The following is a 19,853-nucleotide window of genomic DNA, read 5'->3' on the forward strand; positions in this document are numbered from 1 at the left end:
AACAATCCAAATAGTGAAATAATGCTGTTATTTAGATGTTTAAATAGCATATTATTTCATAACGGGATTGTTTTTTTATTAATCATGCTTATAAGGCATGATTTAGTCTTTAAGATAAGCATTTGCTTAAAGCAAGTTAGCGCTATAAAATATAGTAGGTAGGATTTATTATCGAGGTGAAAAATGGAAATTAGTTATCGTTTATTTCAATGGGATGATATTGATGAAATAGTATCAATTATTTGTGATACATGGCAATTAGATAAGATGTGTAAAGATTATAAACAAGGAATTATATTTTCAAAGCAATATTTATATCATGTTTTAAAGGATGCTAGTGATATATATGTAGCTATTGATCATGATAAAGTTATTGGACTATTAGTATTGTCACTTTATTTAAAAAATAAAATTACAATACCTAAAAAGTATCAACATTATTTGTTGAAAATTGATGAAAATGAAACAAAGGTTAAAGATTATCAAAAAATGATTATTGATTATAAGCAAAATTGTTTATTTTTATACAAAAACAGTGCTATTAAATTTGCTAATGAAATAGTTTTATTTGCAGTTGATCGACGTTATCAAAGAAAGGGAATAGGCACTGAATTATTTAAACTTGCTGGTAGTATTTTTGAAAAAGAAGCACATAGTAGTTATTATTTATATACAGATACTAGTTGTAATTATCGCTACTATGATCATTTAGGAATGAAAAAAATGGGTTCATTGAAACCAAGAAAACAAGATGATTTTGAAATATATTTATATGGTAAAAATTAAATTTTGAATTAAATATACTATTATAAGTGGAGGGAATTATGGAATATAGAAAATTACCGCATGGAAATGAAGAAATAAGTGTATTGGGTTTTGGAACAAGTGCAATTGGTGAAGCTAGTGAAGAAGAAATTATTGCTACTGTTCAAATGGCAATTGAAAATGGCATTAATTATTTTGATTTAGCCTCTGGTCATGCTAATACTTTTGAAGCATTTGGAAAAGCAATTAAAGGCAAACGAGATCAAGTTTATTTACAAATTCATTTTGGTGCTAATTATGAAACAGGAGCATATGGCTGGACTACTAATCTAAATAAAATTAAAGAGTCTATTAAGTGGCAATTAGAAAAGTTACAAACAGATTATATTGATTTTGGATTTATTCATTGTCTAGATGAACTAGCTGATTTAAAGGCAGTAAAAGAAGCTGGGGTTATTGATTACTTACTTGATTTAAAAGAAAAAGGAGTTATTCGTCATATCGGTTTATCATCACATACACCTGCTCTAGTTAATCAAGTATTAGATATGAATATCCTTGATATGGTAATGTTTAGTATTAATCCTGCTTATGATAATAATCATGGTAGTTATGCGATTGGTAAAAATGATGAACGAATGGCGCTTTATCAACGTTGTGAAAAAGAAGGAGTTGCTATTTCAGTAATGAAAGCCTTTAGTGCTGGTCAATTGCTGGATAAAGATAAATCACCATTTAAGCACGCTTTAACACATAGTCAATGTATTCAATATGCTTTAGATAAACCAGCAGTTGTAACAGTATTGCCTGGAATTAGAAATCGTGAAGATTTAAAAGATATTTTAAAATATAATCAGGCTACTGATGAAGAAAAGGATTATTCAATAATTGCTCAGTTCGATGAAATTGAACATATGGGAAAATGTGTTTATTGCAAACATTGTCATCCTTGTCCTTGTGGCTTAGACATTGCTTTAATAAATAAATATTATGATTTATCACTATTAGGTGATACATTAGCAAAAGACCACTATAATCACTTAGAAAAAACAGCAAGTGACTGTATTCAATGTGGTCATTGCAATCACCGTTGTCCTTTTAAAGTTGATCAAATGAAAAGAATGAAAGAAATAAGTCAATACTTTGGTAAATAAGAGATGATAGTGAAATCATCTCTTATTTTTAAAAATTAAGCTGATAATATTTTTCATAAATTTTTATAATTCTGCCAATAAATAATGCAGTTAAAATAGTACCAATTCCAATACCATAAAGTGTAGTATTATTAATTATACATAATAAAACCGTTATTAACACTAAAGAAATATCAAATGTATTTTTTACTGTTGAAAACGGAATTGAAAAAACATCTGATATAGTCTTAACTATTCCATCAGTAGGTGTTAAAACAACATCAGTCTTTACACATAAATAGACTCCCATAGCTGTAATAAACATTGTTAAAACAAAACATATAAAAATAATAATGATATTAAAATTTAACTCGGGAATAATATAATCATATAAATCAATTAGCCATCCAAATGCAAATGATAATGGTATTTCTAAAGTATAAGCTAGAGTAATTCTTTTTGATAAAATACATTGTATTAAAACAAATAATAAATAACAAATGATTGATGCTGTTCCTAATGAAATATAATATATTTCTGAAATAGCATACATGACCGAACTAAAAGCAGCAACACCTAGTCCATAACGAATATTTAACACAACTGCAAAAGCAATTAGATTTAAGCCAATAATATAATAAATTCCTCGTTTCATAACTCCCTCCTAATTTGTCTATTATTGTACATCAAATATTTTCAAAAATATAATTCCTAATTTTCATCATATCAAAACAAAAAGTTATCAAAGGTATTAATAGTTTAATAAGTTTTACTTATCTATTTGATTAGAAGGTTATATTGAAGATAATTATATTTCTAATTAAAATATAGTTAAAGAAAGGAAGGAAAATAAAATGAACGATTTTCAATTTCAAAACACAACAAAAGTTTATTTTGGAAAAAACCAATTACAACACTTACATGAAGAAGTTTTAAAATATGGAGATAAAGTATTAGTAGCTCACGGAGGAAATTTTATTAAAAATTCTCCTTTATATAGTAAAGTTATTGAAGAATTAGAATTAAATAATATTAAAGTTTATGAATTAGGAGCAGTTGAACCTAATCCTCGCCATACGACAGTTAATAAAGGAGTTGCTTTATGTAAAAAACATGGGATTCAAACTGTTTTGGCTATTGGCGGTGGTTCTACGATTGATTGTTGTAAAGCGATTGCAGCAACATCTTTATCTGATACTGATAATATTTGGGATTTAGTTGAAGGAAAAGTTAGCTGGCATGATGCTTTGGCAGTTATTGCAATGCCGACAATTGCCTCAACTGGTAGCGAAATGGATAAATCATGCGTTATCGCTAACGTTGATAAAGGGGTTAAAAGTGGTATTAATGGTGAAACAATCAGACCTAAAGCAGCTTTTCTAGATCCAACAAATACATTTACAGTTCCAGCTAGACAAACTGCATGTGGTGGTTTTGATATTATGGCTCATTTATTTGATATGAATTATTTTGTAAATGCTCCAAAGTATCCATTACAATTTAATGTAGTTGAAACATTATTAAAAACAGTTAAGACTCAATTACCGATTGCAATTAAAGAACCTGAAAATTACGAAGCTCGATCAACAATGTTATGGGCAGCAAGCTGGGCTTTAAATAGTTTTTGTACTTCAGGATTTAAAACTCAGCCATCATTACATGCATTAGAACAATTTTCTTCATCATATGATTTAACTCATGGATTAGGATTAGCGATTATTATGCCAAAATGGATGAAATATTTATTGGATCGAGATGATAGTGTGGCTGATGATTTTGCTCGTTTTGGAGTAAATGTTATGAATGTAGATGATGGTAATGATAAAAAGGCAGTAGCTTATAAAACTATTGAAGCTTTACAAACTTTTATTAAAAATGAACTTGGATTACCAGTATATCTATCTGAAATAGGTATTGATGATAGTAAATTTGATGAAATGAAAGTAAAAGCCTGCTATGGTAAAGATTCATTACCACTAGCATATCGACCATTAACCCAAGAAGATTGTTTAAATATTTATAAAATGTGTCTGTAAATAATAAAAGAGAAATTATCATTTGATAGTTTCTTTTTTATTAGTTTTACTTATTATTGAGAAAAATTTTAATATATATAGGAGATAGTTATGAGTAGAAAATGTTTAATTATTTCTTCTAGTCCTAGAAGAAAAGGTAATAGTGAAATATTGTGTCAGCAATTTGCAAAAGGAGCAATGGAGGCTGGTGTAGAAGTTGAAAAGATAAATTTAAATGATTATAATATTTTACCATGTCTTGCCTGTGAATATTGTCGTCATCATGATAATCAATGCATAAGAAAAGATGATAGTAATCAAGTAATGCAAAAGATGATTGATGCTGATATCTGGTTATTAGCATCGCCAGTATATTTTTATAGTATTTCTTCACAAATGAAGTTATTGATTGATCGAATGTTTGCTCGTGAATATGAAATTAGAAATGCTAAAAACGAAAAGATGTTTATTATTTAATTACAAGTGGTTCACCAGATTATGATCAAATGACAGGAACTATTGAATCATTACGAGGATTTATCAAAGTACTAAGAACGGTTGATGAAAAAGGAATTATTTATGGAACAGGTGCTTTCTTGTTAGGTGATGCTAAAAAGCATGTTGCATTTAATCAGGCCTATGAAATGGGAAAAGCTGTTTAAAGTTTAAAAAGATTATTTGAGTAAATTACAAATAAATCTAAATATCAATGACCTCTTGACTAGAATGTTAAATACATTCTAGTTTATATTTTACTTGAACTTTTAATTATTAAAATTTTTTTGTACAATATAAATATAACTTTTATCTAATGTAAGGGGGATAATAATGTTTAAACAAATGCAGTATTTTATCGCTGTTGTTGATACTCAAAGTTTTACTAGAGCAGCAGAATTATATTATATTTCACAATCAGCAATATCCCAGCAAATTAAGGCTTTAGAAGAAGAATTAGGAGCTAAATTATTGATTAGAAAAAGAAAATCTTTTTCATTAACACCTGCTGGTGAATATTTTTATCAGCATTGTCAGGAAATATTACAAGATGTTGATGAGCTATGTAAAAAAACCAGGGAATTAGAAGAAGATGAAAATATTTTAAAAGTAGGGTATTTAAGAGGATATGAAGGTAAAGAGTTTAAAGATGCTGTATTGGATTTTGCTTCATTATATCCAGACGTTACAATTAATATTATTAAAGGAAATCATGAGGAGTTGTATAAGCATTTGATGGATGAAACGGTTGATTTGGCGATAAGTGATCAACGTCGTTCTTTTCATGATGATTTTATTAATTATCATTTATTGCATATGGATTGTTGTGTGGAGGTATCACTTAATAATCCTTTGAGTAAGGAAGATATTTTAGATGTAAAAGATTTAAGAAAAGAAAATTGTATTTTAGTAGCGACTCCAGAACAACAAGCAATTGAACAAGAATTTTATGAAAATATAATTGGATTAAAATGCAAGTATTTATTTGCAAATGATATTGATGAAGGTAGATTAATGGTAATGATGAATCGGGGTATTATGCCAATTGAACATGTAAAAATGCCTAAGAATGAAAAAGAAGGAATTAAAACTATTCCTTTATATCGGAATCAAAAATTGATTCAAAGAAATTATTGCGCTTTTTGGAAGAAAGAAAAATCTACTTATTATATTGAAGAATTTGCAGATATGATGCGAAAAAAATTTAAGATTAGTCATCAAGAATAATCATTGATTATAGAGATATAGTTTATATTGTAGATACAACGAATAATTTCGTTGTATTTTTTTAACAAAACTGTATATATTGTATATTGACAGTATTAACGTTATTAGTTATACTGTATATTTAAGATATATACAGTATATTATGTTACGAGGTGAATATTCATGGAAATTATTTTAAGTAATGCTAGTTCTAAACCTATTTATGAACAAATTGCTTTACAGATTAAAGAGCATATCATGAAAGGAGAACTAAAGGCCAATGATCCTCTACCTTCAATGCGCAAGTTGGCTAAGGATCTACACGTTAGTATTATAACAACTCAACGAGCTTATGAAGAGTTGTCCAAAGATGGTTTTATAGATATTGTACCAGCTAAAGGGGCATTTGTTTCGATACAAAATAAAGATTTTATTATCGAAGAAAATCGACGGCGAATTGAAAAGTTGCTTAGTGATGCTTGTGAACTAGCAAAACAAAATGGAATTACTGTTGAAGAATTATTGCAAACACTGCAATTGATATTTAAGGAGATGTAGTTATGGAATACGCTATTGAGGTGGAAAATATATCTAAAGAATATCGTGATTTTAAATTAAAAGATATTTCATTAAAAGTTCTTTCAGGAAGTATTATTGGTTTGATTGGTGAAAATGGTGCTGGGAAGTCAACATTTATCAATGCAATTTTAGGAGTAATTGATTCTCATTATGATAAGTTACAATATTTTGAAAAAGATTTTAAAGATAATGAGAAAGAAATTAAGGAACAAATTGCGGTTATTTTTGATATTACTCATTATAATTTAGAGTTTACACCGAAATTTATAGGTTTATTACTAAGTAAGATGTATAAACAGTGGGATATGGATAAATATTATCAATATTTAGATAAGTTTGATTTACCACTAAAAAAGAAATTAAAATCCTTTTCTCGAGGAATGAAAATGAAATTAGAATTTGCGATAGCTTTTAGTCATAACGCTAAAATATTAATTTTAGATGAAGCTACTAGTGGCTTAGATCCAATTGTTCGTGATGATATTTTGGGATTAATTCGTGAATTTACTGAAGATGAAAAACATACAGTTTTAATTTCATCTCATATTACTAGTGATTTAGATAAAATTGCAGATTATATTGCCTATATTCATCAAGGTAAATTGCAGTTTTTAAAATCATATGAGGAAATTAATGAAAATTATGGCATCATTAATGGTGGTGAAAGTTTATTAAAATCATTAAATACAGAAGATATTATTGCCTATATAAAACAACCTTATAGTTACTCAATATTAATAAATAATCGTCAGGATATTTTAAATATTTTTACTGAATCTTGATATTAAAAGACCAACAGTTGAAGAATTAATGTTGTTTTATGTTAAAGGAGTGAAATAATATGTTAGGAATAGTTATTAAAGATTATTATGAAACATTCTGTCTAAAAAAGAATATCATTGGGATGATATTTTCATTATCAGTTATTTTATTAGTAGTACCTTTAATAGATAATTTATATGCTTTTGTTTTAATAGTAGGAATAACTTTACCAATGATGGGAGCCTCTACTCTTCAATCATCAATGGAACAGGATGAAATTTCTAAATTTGATCAAATTTTGTTAACATTTCCAATAACTAGACAAGAAATAGTGAAAGCAAAATTATTATCATCATTATTGTTAACTTTAATTACTAATCTTTTGTTGAGTTTGTTAATTACTATTGTTTATGTTTTTATTTATCAAACAGTTGATTTAAAAACAGGATTGCTAGTTTTGTTTATTGGATTTATTATTGCATTAATAATGAATGCAATTAATGGCGTTGGTTTTTTCTTGCTTGATAATAAAAAAGGAGCTGTTGTTTATGCAGTATTAGTTGCTGTATTTGCCTTTGGATATGTTATGTTTAATTTAAATTTTGATTTAAGTAAATTATTATCATTAGATATTGGAGTAATTTTAATACTAAGTCTAATTGTTGCAATTGTTTTAAATATTATTAGTTATTTTATTTGTGTAAAAATATATAATAGAAAACATTCATAGTACACTTCGGTGTACTTTTTTTATACCTAAAAGGTATGGCAGACAATAAATAATAAGTATTAGACAATTTTGATAATTGCTAGTTAAAATGATAATAAGAAAAAAGATTTTTATTGGAGGTATAAAATGAAAATATTAGTTTTAAAAGGAAGTCCACATAAAAATGGTTCTTCTAACTTGTTAGCTGATGAATTTATTAAAGGTGCTAAAGAAAATAATCATCAAATTGAAGAGTTTGATGTTGCTCATGCAAATATTAAGCCATGTCTTGGCTGTGATCATTGTGGAATGAATGGACCATGTATCCAAAAAGATGATATGGCTAGTTTAAAAGAGAAGATTTTAGATAGTGATATGTTAGTATTTGTTACTCCATTATATTATTTTGGAATGTCAGCTCAATTAAAATTAGTTATTGATCGTTTTTATAGTTTTAATAGTCGTTTAACAAGCAAACCTATTAAAAGTGTTTTAATTGCTGCTGCTTGGAATCAAGCAGATGATACTATGGATGATTTATTGGCACATTATCGTACGATTTGTAATTATTTAGATTTTGATAATCAAGGGGAAATTCTTGGATTAGGTTGTGGAACAGTTTCTATGACTAGAAATACTGTTTATTTAAAACAAGCTTATCAATTAGGTAAAAAGATTTGAGGTGGGAAAATGGACGTTGAAGATAATGCTTTTTTTCCAACTAAGATATTATTTGGAGCTGAAAAATTAAAAACTTTACATCAAGAAAAATTACCGGGTAAACGAGCTTTGGTACTAATTACTAATGGTAATTCGATGAAAAAGTATGGCTATTTAGATCAGTTATGTAATGAGTTGAATTTAGCTCAAGTTGATTTTGTAATCTATAATCAAATTAGTGCTAATCCTACTTCTGATGAAATTGATAATGGAGCAAAATTTGCTATGGAAAAACAAGTAGATTTTATTATTGCTTTAGGTGGTGGTAGTGTTATTGATAGTGCTAAAATGATAGCTATTGTTTTAACTAATGGTGGTTCGATATGGGATTATACATGTACAGATAAAAAGCCTAAAACAGTTATTAATGACCCTATCGCTATTATTGCTATCCCAACGACAGCGGGAACTGGTTCTGAAGTTGATTGTGCTGGAGCATTTACTTATTTACCATTACAAGAAAAAGTAGCATTTAAAGATGAACGATTATTTCCTGCTATTACAGTCATTGATCCAACTTTGACGTATACCTTGCCATCAAAGCTTACTGCTTATCAAGGTTGGGATGCCTTAACCCATAGCATGGAAAATCTAATAAATAAAAATGAAAATAGCGATGCTACAAATATTGCAAAAACAGTAGTTAAATTAGCTGGTAATAATTTAAGTAAAGCAGTTAAAAATGGTGATGATCAAGAAGCTCGAGAAAAAATGGCTATTTCAAGTTATTTATCAGGAATTGTAATTAATTTAAGTGGTACTACATCAATGCATGCTCTAGAATGTGCTATGTCAGCATTACATCCTGATTTAGAACACGGAGCAGGTTTAATAATTCTTTCAATTGCTTATTTTCAGTTTTTTATTGATTTGCATATTTGTGATGAAGTATTTGTTGAAATGGCTAGATTGTTAGGAGCAGTAGATGCTAATAGTCCTGATGATTTTATTAAAGCAATCAAAAATATTCATCAAAAATGTCATGTTGATAATTTAAAAATGTCTGATTATTTGATAAGTGAAGATGAGTTCCCTTTGATTATCGCTAAAGCCCGTCGAGCAATGCCTGGTAACTTTGTAAATGATCGATATTTATTATCAGATGAAGATTGTTTAAAGATTTTAAAACAAGCTTATCGTTAAAAGAGGTGTTATGATGCTAAAAAAAGCAGCTAAAGTATTATTGATTATTTGTGTATTATTGTTAAATGGCTGTCAAACTTCAACTAATCAACAAAATAATGGTGATTCAAATAATGAAGTTCAAGAATCATCTGTTAAAGAAAGTGAGGAGACAAAAACAATGACAACTATTAAATTACAGTTTGATAATAGAGAAATTGTTGTTGAATTAGACGATAATTCTGCTACAAGAGATTTAGTTTCTAGATTACCGCTAGATGTTCAATTTGAAGATTTTAACGGTACTGAAAAAATTTGTTATTTGGATGAAGATTTAGATACTAGTGACGTATCTACAAGCTGTTTACCGGTTCAAGGAACACTAGCCTATTATATTCCATGGGGTAATATTTGTTTCTTTTATCAAGATTTCCAAGAATCAAATAATTTAGCCCCACTAGGTAAAGTTGTTGAAGGATTAGAATATCTTGAAGAACTAGATCAAGGATCAAGTGTTCAAATTAGTGTTGAACAATAAAATATATTTTATTAATCTATTAATAATTGATAACTATTTGTAATTATTAATAGATTTTTTTTAACATCATTAAATTAAAAATCAAAGTAATGCTATAATAAAGATAAGATTATATTATTATAGAAGGAGAAAATGTTATGAGTAGAATTGAACGGAGCAGAAAAATATGAACAGTTATTTAAAACAGAACAAAAATTAGATCCTAATGATCCTGAATTAATGAGTCAATTACAACGGTTCATTTTTGGAGAAGTATTCTATATTGGTAAATTAACAGATAAACAAAGAGAATTGATAACTTGTACAATTTTAACAGTACTGCAAACATTACCACAATTAAAAGCCCATGTAAATGCTGCATTAAATGTTGAAGTTTCCCCATTAGAATTAAAAGAAGCTATTTATCAGTGTGCACCATTTATAGGCTATCCTAAAACTTTAAATGCAATTAGTGTAGTAAATGAAGTATTTAATCAAAGAAATATTACATTACCATTAGAAAATCAATGCGATTTCGCTGATGATCAAAGATATGAACAAGGATTAAAAATTCAAAAAGAATTATATGGTGATGAAATCAAAGAACGTTATCAATATTTACCAGAAGAAATTGCTAATGCGTTACCAAAATTTTTGACGGAATGGTGTTTTGGAGATTGTTATAGTCGAAAAGCTATGGATATTAAAACTAGAGAATTACTTATTTTTTGTGTTTTAACGGCTTTAAATGCTACAGGACAATTATACTCTCATGCTTTAGGAAATTTAAAAGTTGGTAATTCTTTAGATATTTTATATGCAGCTTTGATTCAATGTTTACCATATTTAGGTTTTCCATGTATTTTCAATGCTTTTAATGCTATTAAGGAATTGGCTGAGTAGTTATGTATTTATTTCAAAGAATCGAAGAAGTCATGATTCAATATCATGATGCTAGAGCAGTAATTGCCGAGTTTTTATTAAATGAAAAAAATCATCTATATCGATATACAATGGATGATATTGCTCGTTTTACTTATACTTCTAAATCTACCTTAGTAAGATTTGCGAAAACTTTGGGGTTTAAAGGCTGGAAGGATTTTAATCGGGTCTTAATGGAGGAAATAAAGTATCAGGAAAGTAATAAAAGTACTATTGATGTAAATTTTCCTTTTGTTGAAAGTGATGATTATAAAAAAGTTATTGATAATATGGCCCAGTTACAAATTGAAAGTATTATGGATACAGCTAATTTAATTCAAGAAAAGATGCTGGAATTAGCAGTAATCCGATTATCGAAAGCTAAAAATATTATTCTTTTTGGAATGCGTCCTAATTCTTATTATGCTGAAAGTTTAAGATGGAAGTTTTTAAGCATCGGATTGCATATTCATATTGCTGGTTATGGTGAATTTGGGATGCTAGCAAGGACACTTACTAAAGATGATTGTGCTATTTTAGTATCTTATTCAGGGGATAATGTCAATAAAGATCCGATGGCCCAGGTAGAAATATTAAAAAAACAAAATGTTCCAATGATCGCTATGACTAGTGGTGGTAATAATTACTTGCAACAAAATATAGATTGTATTTTTGAAATATCAGCGCGAGAACGTTTATATAGTAAAATTTCTACTTTTGCAACTGAACAATCATTGTTATTAATATTTAATGTTATTTTTGCTTGTTATTTTAAAAAGCATTATCATCAAAATCTTGTTTATAAAATTGAAAATTCTAAAGTATTAGAGCAGCAAAGAAATGCTACATTAAAACAATTAAAAGAAGAATAGTTGGATCATCAAGTAATTTGATGATCTTTTCTTCTAAAAAAATATTATTGATATCTATAAGTAATATGGATTTTATTTCATTTAATTTCACCAAAATGATCATAAATTTTGTTAAATGATGAAATAAAATTTTGACTTTAAAAAGTTATGGGAATTTCGTTGTTTATCTATTTTTACAATGCTAAAGTGTTCTTGTAAACAAAAAAGGTTGTTACAAAATGCGCGTTTTATAAAGACCTTATTAAAAAATAAGGAGAAAATTATGAGTAAACAATATGAAAGTCTGGCTCAACAAATTGTCAAATTAGTTGGGGGGAAAAGATAATGTAAATCATGTTTATCATTGTCAAACAAGATTACGATTTAAACTAAAAGATGAAAGTATAGCTGATCAAGATGCTTTAAATGCTATGGATGAAGTAGCTCGCTGTTTGATTAGTGGCGGGGTTTTCCAAGTAGTAATTGGAACTCATGTCAAAGATGTTTTTGAAGAAGTAGAAAAAATTGTAGGTCCTTTAGAAGGCAAAGCAGTAGAAACTACAGAAAAAAAGGGGATTGTTTCTACAGTAATTGATTTTGTTTCTGGAACATTTCAACCAATTATTCCAGCTTTATCTGGAGCAGGGATGGTTAAAGCAGTTTTAGCTTTACTAGTAACTTTTGAAATGATTTCTGCAGAATCACAGACATATTATATTTTAAATTTCTTTGCTGATGCAGTATTTTATTTTTTACCAATGATATTAGCGTTTACTGAAGCTCAAAAATTACGTTGTAATCCAATTTTAGCAGCTTCAATAGCCGGGATAATGATGCATCCCAACTGGAATGCCTTAGTAACTGCAGGTGATCCAGTAGAGTTTTTTGGAATTATTCCATTTACGCTTACTACTTATACTTCAACAGTAATTCCAATTATTATTGTAGTATTAGTTCAATCATATGTTGAAAGATTTTTAGAAAAATGGATTCCTCAAGCAGTGAAATTAGTGTTTGTACCAATGTTAACATTTTTAATTATGGGACCACTTGCTTTAGCTGTTTTAGGTCCAATTGGAAGTATTTTAGGTAACTATCTTGCTGATTTCTTTACTTTCTTGAGTACTACTGCAGCTTGGGCACCAGCTGTTTTAATTGGTGGTTTTTTACCAATTATGGTTATGTTTGGATTACACAATGGAGTTGCGCCATTAGGGGTTATGCAAATGGGTGAACTTGGATATGACAGTATTTTTGGACCAGGTTGTGTTTGTTCTAATATTGCTCAAGCAACAGCTTCAGCAGTCGTTGCAATTAGAACTAAAGATAAAAAAACAAGACAGATTGCTACTTCTGGATCAATTACAGCTTATATGGGAATTACAGAACCAACTTTATACGGAGTTAATTTACCAAAAAAATATCCATTAGTTGCAGCAATGATTGGTGGAGCAGCTGGGGGATTATATGCAGGACTTACTCATACTCATCGTTTTGCGACTGGATCTTCTGGTTTACCAGCAGTATTCTTATATATTGGTGATAATACAATGACTTATTTTTATAACATATTAATTGCTTTAATTATTAGTTTTGTAGTTACAGCAGTGGTAACTTACATCTTAAGTTTAAAATTCGAAAAAGAACCGGAAACAAAAACAATTGAAAAAGTACAAGTTAATAAAGGTGAAATTCTTTCACCACTACATGGTAAATTATATCCATTAACTGAAGCTAAAGATGAAGCATTTGCTTCTAAAATGTTAGGTGATGGAGCAATGATTCAACCAGATGATGGAAAAGTATATGCACCATTTGATGGTCAAATTGTTACACTTTTCCCAACAAAACATGCAATTGGGATTTTATCAGATGATGGAATAGAATTATTAATTCATTTTGGTATTGATACTGTTAATTTAGATGGTAAACACTTTATAGCTTTTGTAGAACAAGGGCAAAGAGTAAATCAAGGAGATTTATTAATTGAAGCTGATATTAAAAAGATTGAAGCTGAAGGGTATTTGACACAAGTACCAGTAATTATTACTAATAGTGCAAGTTATCAATCAATTACATTAAGTGATAAAAAAGATGTAAATTATCAAGATGTTATTTTAAAAGTAGAATAAAAAAAGAAAGGATGAGGTATATGTTTTATAAAGAATTAAAAGATTTTCCTGATAATTTTTTATGGGGAGCTAGTACATCGGCATATCAAGTAGAAGGTGCTTATAATGAAGATGGTAAAGGATTGTCAGTTCAGGATGTTCATGAAGCTCCTGAAGGAATCACTGATTTTAAAGTAGCTAGTGATCATTATCATTGCTATAAAGAAGATGTAGCTTTAATGGCTGAATTAGGTTTAAAAGCATATCGTTTTTCAATTGCCTGGAGTCGAATTATTCCTGATGGTGATGGTGAAGTTAATGAAAAAGGAATTGAATTTTATAATAATTTAATTAATGAATTAGTTAAATACCACATTGAACCAGTTGTAACTATTTATCATTTTGATTTACCATTAGAGTTACACAAAAAAGGTGGCTGGGCTAATCGTAATACAATTGATGCTTTTGTAAAATATGCCAAAGTATTATTTGAAAACTATGGCGACCGAGTAAAATACTGGCTAACAATTAATGAACAAAATGTTATGATCAATCATCCAAATGCCATGAATCCTGGTAAAGTTCCAAGTAAAAAAGAACTATATCAAGGATGTCATAATATGTTTGTTGCTAGTGCTAGAGTGACATTATTGTGTCATGAAATAGTTGAAGGTGGAAAAATTGGACCAGCTCCAAATATTACTGCTATCTATCCTGAAAAGTGCAATCCTGCAGATGTAATTGCTGCTGATAATTGGGAAGCAATTCGTTGCTGGTTGTATTTAGATATTGCTGTTCATGGTCGTTATAATAATCTTGTCTGGGCTTATTTGAATGAAAAAGGCTATACTCCAGAAATCTATGATGGCGATATGGAAGTAATAGCTAAAGCAAAACCAGATTATTTAGGAATTAATTATTATGCTACAGCTACTGTTGCAGCTGCTAAAAACGATGGAACTGATTGTCAGCCAAGAAATGGTGATCAACAAATTATGATTGGTGAAGAAGGAGTTTATCGGGCTGCTAAAAATGATTATTTGGAAATAACTGATTTTGGCTGGATGGTTGATTCTATTGGAATGCGAGTAACCCTTAGAAGAATTTATGATCGTTATCATTTACCTTTATTGATTACTGAAAATGGTTTAGGAGCTAAAGATGAATTAGTGGATGGAAAAATTCATGATCAGTATCGTATCGATTATTTACAAAGACATTTCCATCAAACTAAATTAGCTCTAACTGATGGAGTAGAAATTATTGGATATTGTCCATGGTCATTTATTGATTTAGTAAGTACTCATCAAGGTTATGGTAAACGTTATGGTTTTGTTTATGTTGATCGTGATGAAGATGATTTAAAAGAAATGAAACGTTATAAAAAAGATTCATTTTACTGGTATCAACAAGTTATTAAAGAAAATGCCAAATCTATTTAACAGCAAGATTTTTCTTGCTGTTATTTCCTTAGATAATCTAATTTATTGGAAAAAATATTTTTTTTAGATAAAATTAATTTGAGGTGTTATTAATGAGTAATAAAAGTACAAAACATTTTTTAGTTTTATTAGTATGTTGTGGTTTAGCCGCATCATCGATTGGAATTTCGATTAATTCATCAGGTGTATTTTATACACCAGTATCTGAAAGCTTAGGAATTTTACGTGGTTCTTTTTCGATGCATATGACAATATTTTCTTTAGTTACTGCTATCAGTGCTTTCTTTATTCCAAAATTGATGGAAAAATATTCTTATAAACTAATTTTAACAGTGAGTGTCTTAGTTGCGGTAATTGCAACTGCTGCTATGGCTTTTGCTAAAACAATTCCAATGTTTTATTTGCTTGGAGCTATTCGGGGATTAAGTACCAGCTTTTTTTCAATCGTTCCTTTAACTTTAATTATCAATCAATGGTTTGAAAAAAATCATGGGCTTGCAACAAGTATTGTATTTGGTTTTAGCGGTTTGGCTGGATCGTTTTGTTCGCCAGTTCTTTCGCATTTTATTGAAACAATGGGGTGGCAAACAGGGTATTTTATAAAGGCTGGAGTTATTTTATGTCTATGTTTACCAGCAGTTTTGTATCCTTTTCATCTTGATCCACGTTTAGATGGTTATTTACCATATGGTTATAGTGAAAAACAAGTAAGTGAGGTAAAGAAGAGTTACTCTTTTAGTTTTTTGACAGTTGCGTTTGTTAGCTTTTTTATCTTTGGACTTTTAAGCAGTTGTATTACTAGCTTTACTCAACATTTTCCAGGTTATGGCCAATCTTTAGGTTATAGTGCTTCTTTAAGTGCTTTACTGCTTTCAGCCGGAATGGTAGGAAATGTAGTTTCTAAATTGATTATTGGTGTTTTGAGTGATTGGTTTGGTGCTGTAAGGGCAACATTGATTATGATTTTTGCAATTATAATCGGTATTGTTTTATTAATTGCTGGTTCAAATATTTATTTATTAATGATTGGAGCATTTTTATTTGGATCAAGTTATGCTATTGGTGCTGTTAGTTTACCATTACTAACAAAATATTTTTTCAAAGTAGAAAATTATGCTAAAGCTTTCCCAAGTATTTCTTTTGCTTCTAATTTAGGAGCCGCTATTTCTTTATCGATGGTTGGTTATATTTATGACTTTTTTGGTTCATATTTATATGGATTTATAATTGCTTTAATTATGATTGTAATATGTGTTGGGTTACTTTTAGTTACTAATTTTAAACGATAAGCTGTTGTAATTAACAGCTTTTTTAGACTATTTAATGAAAAAGTCAAAATATAGACTTTTTGATTTTTTAGTAAATTGTATTTATATAAAGATTGAACTAAGATAAAAGTTGTAAAAAGGAGATGGTAAAGATGGCAAAAACATTATATCTAATGCGACATGGTCAAACATTATTTAATGTGTTAAAAAAGATTCAGGGCTGGTGTGATTCACCATTGACTGAAGAAGGGATTAGACAAGCCAAAATTGCAAGAAAATGGTTTGAAGATAATAATATCCAATTTGATCATGCTTATAGTTCAACTAGTGAACGTTGTTGTGATACGTTAGAATTAGTTAGTGATATGCCTTATGTTAGATTAAAAGGTTTAAAAGAGCATAATTATGGTACTTTGGAAGCAGAAGGAGAGTTCTTAGCAGAAAACGATCCGGAAAAATGTAAGACATATTATTTACAATTTGGTGGTGAATCTTCAGAAACCGTTAAAGAAAGAATGATTGAAACCCTTACAAATATTATGGAACAAGAAGATCATCACTCAGTCTTAGCGGTTAGTCATGGTGGGGCCTGCTTTAATTTTTTAAGAGGTGTTGAAGATGACTATAGTGAACAATTACAAAAAGGTTTTGGAAATTGCTGTATCTTTATCTATGAATATGAAAATCATCAGTTTAAATTAAAAGATGTAATTAGACATCAATTTTAAGGAGGAAGTGAAAATGAAATATACAACATTAGGAAACAGTGATTTAAAAGTATCAAAAGTTTGTTTGGGATGTATGGGATTTGGAGATGCTCAAAAAGGAATGCATTCATGGACTTTACCAGAAGATAAATCAAGAGAAATTATTAAATATGCATTAGACAATGGTATTAATTTCTTTGATACAGCTATGGCTTATCAAGGAGGAACTAGTGAAGAATTTTTAGGGCGAGCTATTAAAGATTTTGCTAAAAGAGAAGATGTAGTCATTGCAACAAAATTTTCACCTAGAACTCAAAAAGAAATTGATGATGGTATTACCGGACAACAACATGTAAGAAATTGTCTAGAAGCCAGTTTAAAACGTTTAGGTATGGATTATGTAGATTTATATATTTTACATTCTTGGGATTATAATACGCCAATTGAAGATTATTTAGAAGGATTACATGAAGTAATTCAAGAAGGAAAAGTAAGATATATTGGTATTTCTAATTGCTTTGCCTATCAATTAGCTAAAGCCAATGCCTTAGCTAGAGCAAAAGGATATGAAGAATTTATCTCTATTCAAGGACATTATAATTTAATTTTTAGAGAAGAAGAACGAGAAATGGCAAAACTATGTAATGAAGATAATATTGCAATGACACCATATAGTGCCCTAGCTTCAGGTCGTTTAGCTAAACATCCTGGTGAACAATCAAAAAGAATGCAGGAAGATAGCTATGCAAAAGGTAAGTATGATGCTACTGAAAAACAAGACCGTATCATTATCGATCGAGTTGATGAGTTAGCTAAAAAACGTGGTGTGACAATGACTGAGATTTCACTTGCGTGGTTAATGTCTAAAGTAGCGGCACCAGTTGTTGGTGCAACAAAAGTTCATCATATTGATGGAGCTGTAAAAGCAACTGAATTAGAATTAACTGATGAAGAAAAAGCTTATCTAGAAGAACCATATCAACCACATGCTCTAGTTGGAATGATGGCCCAAAAATAAAGGAGTAGTTAAAATGGCTTTAAGTAAAGACTTTTTATGGGGTGGTGCTACTGCGGCTAATCAATTAGAAGGTGGTTATAACCTTGATGGTAAAGGATTAAGTACAGCTGATGTAATATGTGCTGGTAATTTACAAACCAAACGGCAGATAACTTATCATAATGCTGATGGAACTAGAGGTAGTCAGGAAATTATGCCATATCATGATTTACCTGATGGAGCAACTTGCGATTGTTTTGATGATTATTATTATCCAAGTCATGATGGTATTGATTTTTATCATCATTACAAAGAAGATATCAAACTATTAGCTAAAATGGGCTTTAAATGTTTTCGGATGTCAATTAACTGGAGTCGGATTTTTCCAAATGGTGATGACGATAAACCTAATGAAGCTGGTTTGAAATTTTATGATGATATATTTGATGAATTGAAAAAATATCATATCGAACCAATGGTTACAATCTGTCATTATGAAAATCCAGTTAATTTAGCTAATAAATATGGTGGCTGGATCAATGAAAAAGTAATTGATTTTTATTTGAAATATTGTAAAACAATATTTACTCGCTATAAAGGTAAAGTTAAATACTGGATTACATTTAATGAAATTAATATTATGAATGTTGTACCCTTTTATTCTGGTGCATTATTAAAAGCTGACCAACAATCTTGTGCAACAGCGGTTTTTAATCAATTTATTGCTAGTGCTAAAGCAGTAAAATTAGCCCATCAAATTGATCCAAATAACAAGGTTGGGATGATGATTGCTCATGGAGCAATCTATGGTGAAACTTGTAATCCTGATGATCAGGTTTTAGCGATGCTTAAAGAGCGTGATCGTAAATTTTTTAGTGATGTTATGGCACGAGGATATTACCCAGCTTATAAATTAAAAGAATATCAGCGTGAAGGAATAACTATTGATCTAACTGAAGAAAATAAACAAATATTAAAACAAGGGTGTATTGATTTTATTGGTTTTTCTTATTATGATTCAATGACAGTTTCAGCTACTGCTAGTGGTAGTATCAGTAATGTGATTTCTTCAACTGTAAAAAATCCTTATTTACAAATGTCTGCCTGGGGTAAAGAAATTGATAGCCAAGGATTAAGAATTGTTTTAAATGATTTATATGATCGTTATCAAAAGCCGTTATTTATTGTTGAAAATGGCTTAGGAGCACAAGATGAATTGATAAATAATACAGTTGAGGATGATTATCGTATTGATTATTTAAGAAAGCATATTATTGAAATGAAAAAAGCGGTAGAAGAAGATGGTGTTGAATTATTGGGATATTTAGTATGGGGTTGTATTGATTTGGTTTCAGCGGTAACAGGTGAAATGAAAAAAAGATATGGTTTTATATATGTTGATCGTGATAACTATGGTAATGGTTCCTTAAAACGTTTTTGTAAAAAGAGTTTTAAATGGTATCAACAGGTAATTGCATCAAATGGAGAAATTTTATAAGTTTTAAAACAAGAAGTAGATGCTTCTTGTTTTTT

The 19,853-nt window shown here is 29.1% G+C and carries 21 protein-coding genes; 20 read left to right on the top strand and 1 reads right to left on the bottom strand.

The annotated features are described in order from the left end of the window. Positions 1 to 183 precede the first annotated feature (183 nt). Positions 184 to 786 carry a GNAT family N-acetyltransferase gene (locus tag ABGT36_RS04840; RefSeq protein ID WP_346677049.1) on the top strand — a complete coding sequence of 201 codons (603 nt, stop codon included), beginning with the start codon at positions 184 to 186 and terminating at the stop codon, positions 784 to 786. Positions 787 to 824: 38 nt separating this feature from the next. Then, positions 825 to 1,919 carry an aldo/keto reductase gene (locus tag ABGT36_RS04845; RefSeq protein WP_346677051.1) on the top strand — a complete coding sequence of 365 codons (1,095 nt, stop codon included), beginning with the start codon at positions 825 to 827 and terminating at the stop codon, positions 1,917 to 1,919. A gap of 28 nt (positions 1,920 to 1,947) precedes the next feature. On the opposite strand, the gene ABGT36_RS04850 is transcribed toward ABGT36_RS04845, so the two are convergent. Further along, positions 1,948 to 2,553, bottom strand: coding sequence for a YitT family protein (locus ABGT36_RS04850; protein WP_087299924.1), 606 nt, complete (start codon positions 2,551 to 2,553; stop codon positions 1,948 to 1,950). Positions 2,554 to 2,752: 199 nt separating this feature from the next. On the opposite strand from ABGT36_RS04850, the gene ABGT36_RS04855 reads away from it, so the two are divergent. The 18 genes from ABGT36_RS04855 to ABGT36_RS04940 all read left to right on the top strand — a co-directional run bounded on the left by ABGT36_RS04855 (position 2,753) and on the right by ABGT36_RS04940 (position 19,818). After that, positions 2,753 to 3,934 (top strand): iron-containing alcohol dehydrogenase, encoded by a 1,182-nt coding sequence (locus ABGT36_RS04855; protein WP_346677053.1) that lies wholly within the window; start codon positions 2,753 to 2,755, stop codon positions 3,932 to 3,934. Positions 3,935 to 4,024: 90 nt separating this feature from the next. Continuing rightward, positions 4,025 to 4,390, top strand: a complete 366-nt coding sequence (locus ABGT36_RS04860; protein WP_346677055.1) for a flavodoxin family protein — start codon at positions 4,025 to 4,027, stop codon at positions 4,388 to 4,390. 29 nt (positions 4,391 to 4,419) lie between these two features. Beyond that, positions 4,420 to 4,575, top strand: coding sequence for a hypothetical protein (locus ABGT36_RS04865; protein ID WP_346677057.1), 156 nt, complete (start codon positions 4,420 to 4,422; stop codon positions 4,573 to 4,575). 166 nt (positions 4,576 to 4,741) lie between these two features. After that, positions 4,742 to 5,635, top strand: coding sequence for a LysR family transcriptional regulator (locus ABGT36_RS04870; RefSeq protein ID WP_239404232.1), 894 nt, complete (start codon positions 4,742 to 4,744; stop codon positions 5,633 to 5,635). Between the two features lie 162 nt (positions 5,636 to 5,797). Further along, positions 5,798 to 6,172, top strand: coding sequence for a GntR family transcriptional regulator (locus ABGT36_RS04875; protein WP_087299916.1), 375 nt, complete (start codon positions 5,798 to 5,800; stop codon positions 6,170 to 6,172). A 2-nt stretch (positions 6,173 to 6,174) separates the two neighbouring features. Further along, the gene (locus ABGT36_RS04880; protein ID WP_308697792.1) at positions 6,175 to 6,975 is read left to right on the top strand and encodes an ABC transporter ATP-binding protein; all 801 of its coding nucleotides are present in this window, start codon (positions 6,175 to 6,177) and stop codon (positions 6,973 to 6,975) included. 59 nt (positions 6,976 to 7,034) lie between these two features. After that, on the top strand, positions 7,035 to 7,685 hold the full coding sequence (locus tag ABGT36_RS04885; RefSeq protein ID WP_346677060.1) for an ABC-2 transporter permease: 651 nt from the start codon (positions 7,035 to 7,037) through the stop codon (positions 7,683 to 7,685). Positions 7,686 to 7,811: 126 nt separating this feature from the next. Next, positions 7,812 to 8,345 (top strand): flavodoxin family protein, encoded by a 534-nt coding sequence (locus tag ABGT36_RS04890; protein WP_346677062.1) that lies wholly within the window; start codon positions 7,812 to 7,814, stop codon positions 8,343 to 8,345. A 9-nt stretch (positions 8,346 to 8,354) separates the two neighbouring features. After that, positions 8,355 to 9,527, top strand: a complete 1,173-nt coding sequence (locus ABGT36_RS04895) for an iron-containing alcohol dehydrogenase (RefSeq protein WP_346677064.1) — start codon at positions 8,355 to 8,357, stop codon at positions 9,525 to 9,527. Positions 9,528 to 9,537: 10 nt separating this feature from the next. Then, complete coding sequence (locus tag ABGT36_RS04900) at positions 9,538 to 10,044, top strand: cyclophilin-like fold protein (protein WP_296884391.1); 507 nt, start codon at positions 9,538 to 9,540, stop codon at positions 10,042 to 10,044. Positions 10,045 to 10,191: 147 nt separating this feature from the next. Continuing rightward, on the top strand, positions 10,192 to 10,926 hold the full coding sequence (locus tag ABGT36_RS04905; protein WP_346677067.1) for a carboxymuconolactone decarboxylase family protein: 735 nt from the start codon (positions 10,192 to 10,194) through the stop codon (positions 10,924 to 10,926). 2 nt (positions 10,927 to 10,928) lie between these two features. Beyond that, complete coding sequence (locus tag ABGT36_RS04910) at positions 10,929 to 11,816, top strand: MurR/RpiR family transcriptional regulator (RefSeq protein WP_087299902.1); 888 nt, start codon at positions 10,929 to 10,931, stop codon at positions 11,814 to 11,816. A 308-nt stretch (positions 11,817 to 12,124) separates the two neighbouring features. Continuing rightward, complete coding sequence (locus tag ABGT36_RS04915; RefSeq protein ID WP_346677069.1) at positions 12,125 to 13,927, top strand: beta-glucoside-specific PTS transporter subunit IIABC; 1,803 nt, start codon at positions 12,125 to 12,127, stop codon at positions 13,925 to 13,927. A 20-nt stretch (positions 13,928 to 13,947) separates the two neighbouring features. Further along, positions 13,948 to 15,348 (top strand): glycoside hydrolase family 1 protein, encoded by a 1,401-nt coding sequence (locus tag ABGT36_RS04920; protein ID WP_346677071.1) that lies wholly within the window; start codon positions 13,948 to 13,950, stop codon positions 15,346 to 15,348. 92 nt (positions 15,349 to 15,440) lie between these two features. Continuing rightward, entirely contained in the window at positions 15,441 to 16,637 is a 1,197-nt protein-coding gene (locus ABGT36_RS04925) for an MFS transporter (RefSeq protein ID WP_087371525.1), read from the top strand. Positions 16,638 to 16,768: 131 nt separating this feature from the next. Continuing rightward, on the top strand, positions 16,769 to 17,344 hold the full coding sequence (locus tag ABGT36_RS04930) for a histidine phosphatase family protein (protein WP_087299893.1): 576 nt from the start codon (positions 16,769 to 16,771) through the stop codon (positions 17,342 to 17,344). Between the two features lie 13 nt (positions 17,345 to 17,357). Continuing rightward, positions 17,358 to 18,341, top strand: coding sequence for an aldo/keto reductase (locus tag ABGT36_RS04935; protein ID WP_087371528.1), 984 nt, complete (start codon positions 17,358 to 17,360; stop codon positions 18,339 to 18,341). Positions 18,342 to 18,354: 13 nt separating this feature from the next. Then, entirely contained in the window at positions 18,355 to 19,818 is a 1,464-nt protein-coding gene (locus tag ABGT36_RS04940) for a family 1 glycosylhydrolase (RefSeq protein ID WP_308697790.1), read from the top strand. Positions 19,819 to 19,853 lie beyond the last annotated feature (35 nt).

This window comes from Erysipelatoclostridium sp. An173, assembly GCF_963931465.1.
In the GTDB taxonomy this organism is placed as follows: domain Bacteria; phylum Bacillota_I; class Bacilli_A; order Erysipelotrichales; family Coprobacillaceae; genus Thomasclavelia; species Thomasclavelia merdavium.

Coding starts and splice junctions, on each gene's coding strand:
- ABGT36_RS04840 (WP_346677049.1), top strand. CDS start 184: ATGGAAATTAGTTATCGTTTATTTCAATGGGATGATATTGATGAAATA.
- ABGT36_RS04860 (WP_346677055.1), top strand. CDS start 4,025: ATGAGTAGAAAATGTTTAATTATTTCTTCTAGTCCTAGAAGAAAAGGT.
- ABGT36_RS04880 (WP_308697792.1), top strand. CDS start 6,175: ATGGAATACGCTATTGAGGTGGAAAATATATCTAAAGAATATCGTGAT.
- ABGT36_RS04890 (WP_346677062.1), top strand. CDS start 7,812: ATGAAAATATTAGTTTTAAAAGGAAGTCCACATAAAAATGGTTCTTCT.
- ABGT36_RS04935 (WP_087371528.1), top strand. CDS start 17,358: ATGAAATATACAACATTAGGAAACAGTGATTTAAAAGTATCAAAAGTT.
- ABGT36_RS04875 (WP_087299916.1), top strand. CDS start 5,798: ATGGAAATTATTTTAAGTAATGCTAGTTCTAAACCTATTTATGAACAA.
- ABGT36_RS04910 (WP_087299902.1), top strand. CDS start 10,929: ATGTATTTATTTCAAAGAATCGAAGAAGTCATGATTCAATATCATGAT.
- ABGT36_RS04925 (WP_087371525.1), top strand. CDS start 15,441: ATGAGTAATAAAAGTACAAAACATTTTTTAGTTTTATTAGTATGTTGT.
- ABGT36_RS04920 (WP_346677071.1), top strand. CDS start 13,948: ATGTTTTATAAAGAATTAAAAGATTTTCCTGATAATTTTTTATGGGGA.
- ABGT36_RS04855 (WP_346677053.1), top strand. CDS start 2,753: ATGAACGATTTTCAATTTCAAAACACAACAAAAGTTTATTTTGGAAAA.
- ABGT36_RS04850 (WP_087299924.1), bottom strand. CDS start 2,553: ATGAAACGAGGAATTTATTATATTATTGGCTTAAATCTAATTGCTTTT.
- ABGT36_RS04845 (WP_346677051.1), top strand. CDS start 825: ATGGAATATAGAAAATTACCGCATGGAAATGAAGAAATAAGTGTATTG.
- ABGT36_RS04870 (WP_239404232.1), top strand. CDS start 4,742: ATGTTTAAACAAATGCAGTATTTTATCGCTGTTGTTGATACTCAAAGT.
- ABGT36_RS04865 (WP_346677057.1), top strand. CDS start 4,420: ATGACAGGAACTATTGAATCATTACGAGGATTTATCAAAGTACTAAGA.
- ABGT36_RS04895 (WP_346677064.1), top strand. CDS start 8,355: ATGGACGTTGAAGATAATGCTTTTTTTCCAACTAAGATATTATTTGGA.
- ABGT36_RS04885 (WP_346677060.1), top strand. CDS start 7,035: ATGTTAGGAATAGTTATTAAAGATTATTATGAAACATTCTGTCTAAAA.
- ABGT36_RS04900 (WP_296884391.1), top strand. CDS start 9,538: ATGATGCTAAAAAAAGCAGCTAAAGTATTATTGATTATTTGTGTATTA.
- ABGT36_RS04940 (WP_308697790.1), top strand. CDS start 18,355: ATGGCTTTAAGTAAAGACTTTTTATGGGGTGGTGCTACTGCGGCTAAT.
- ABGT36_RS04930 (WP_087299893.1), top strand. CDS start 16,769: ATGGCAAAAACATTATATCTAATGCGACATGGTCAAACATTATTTAAT.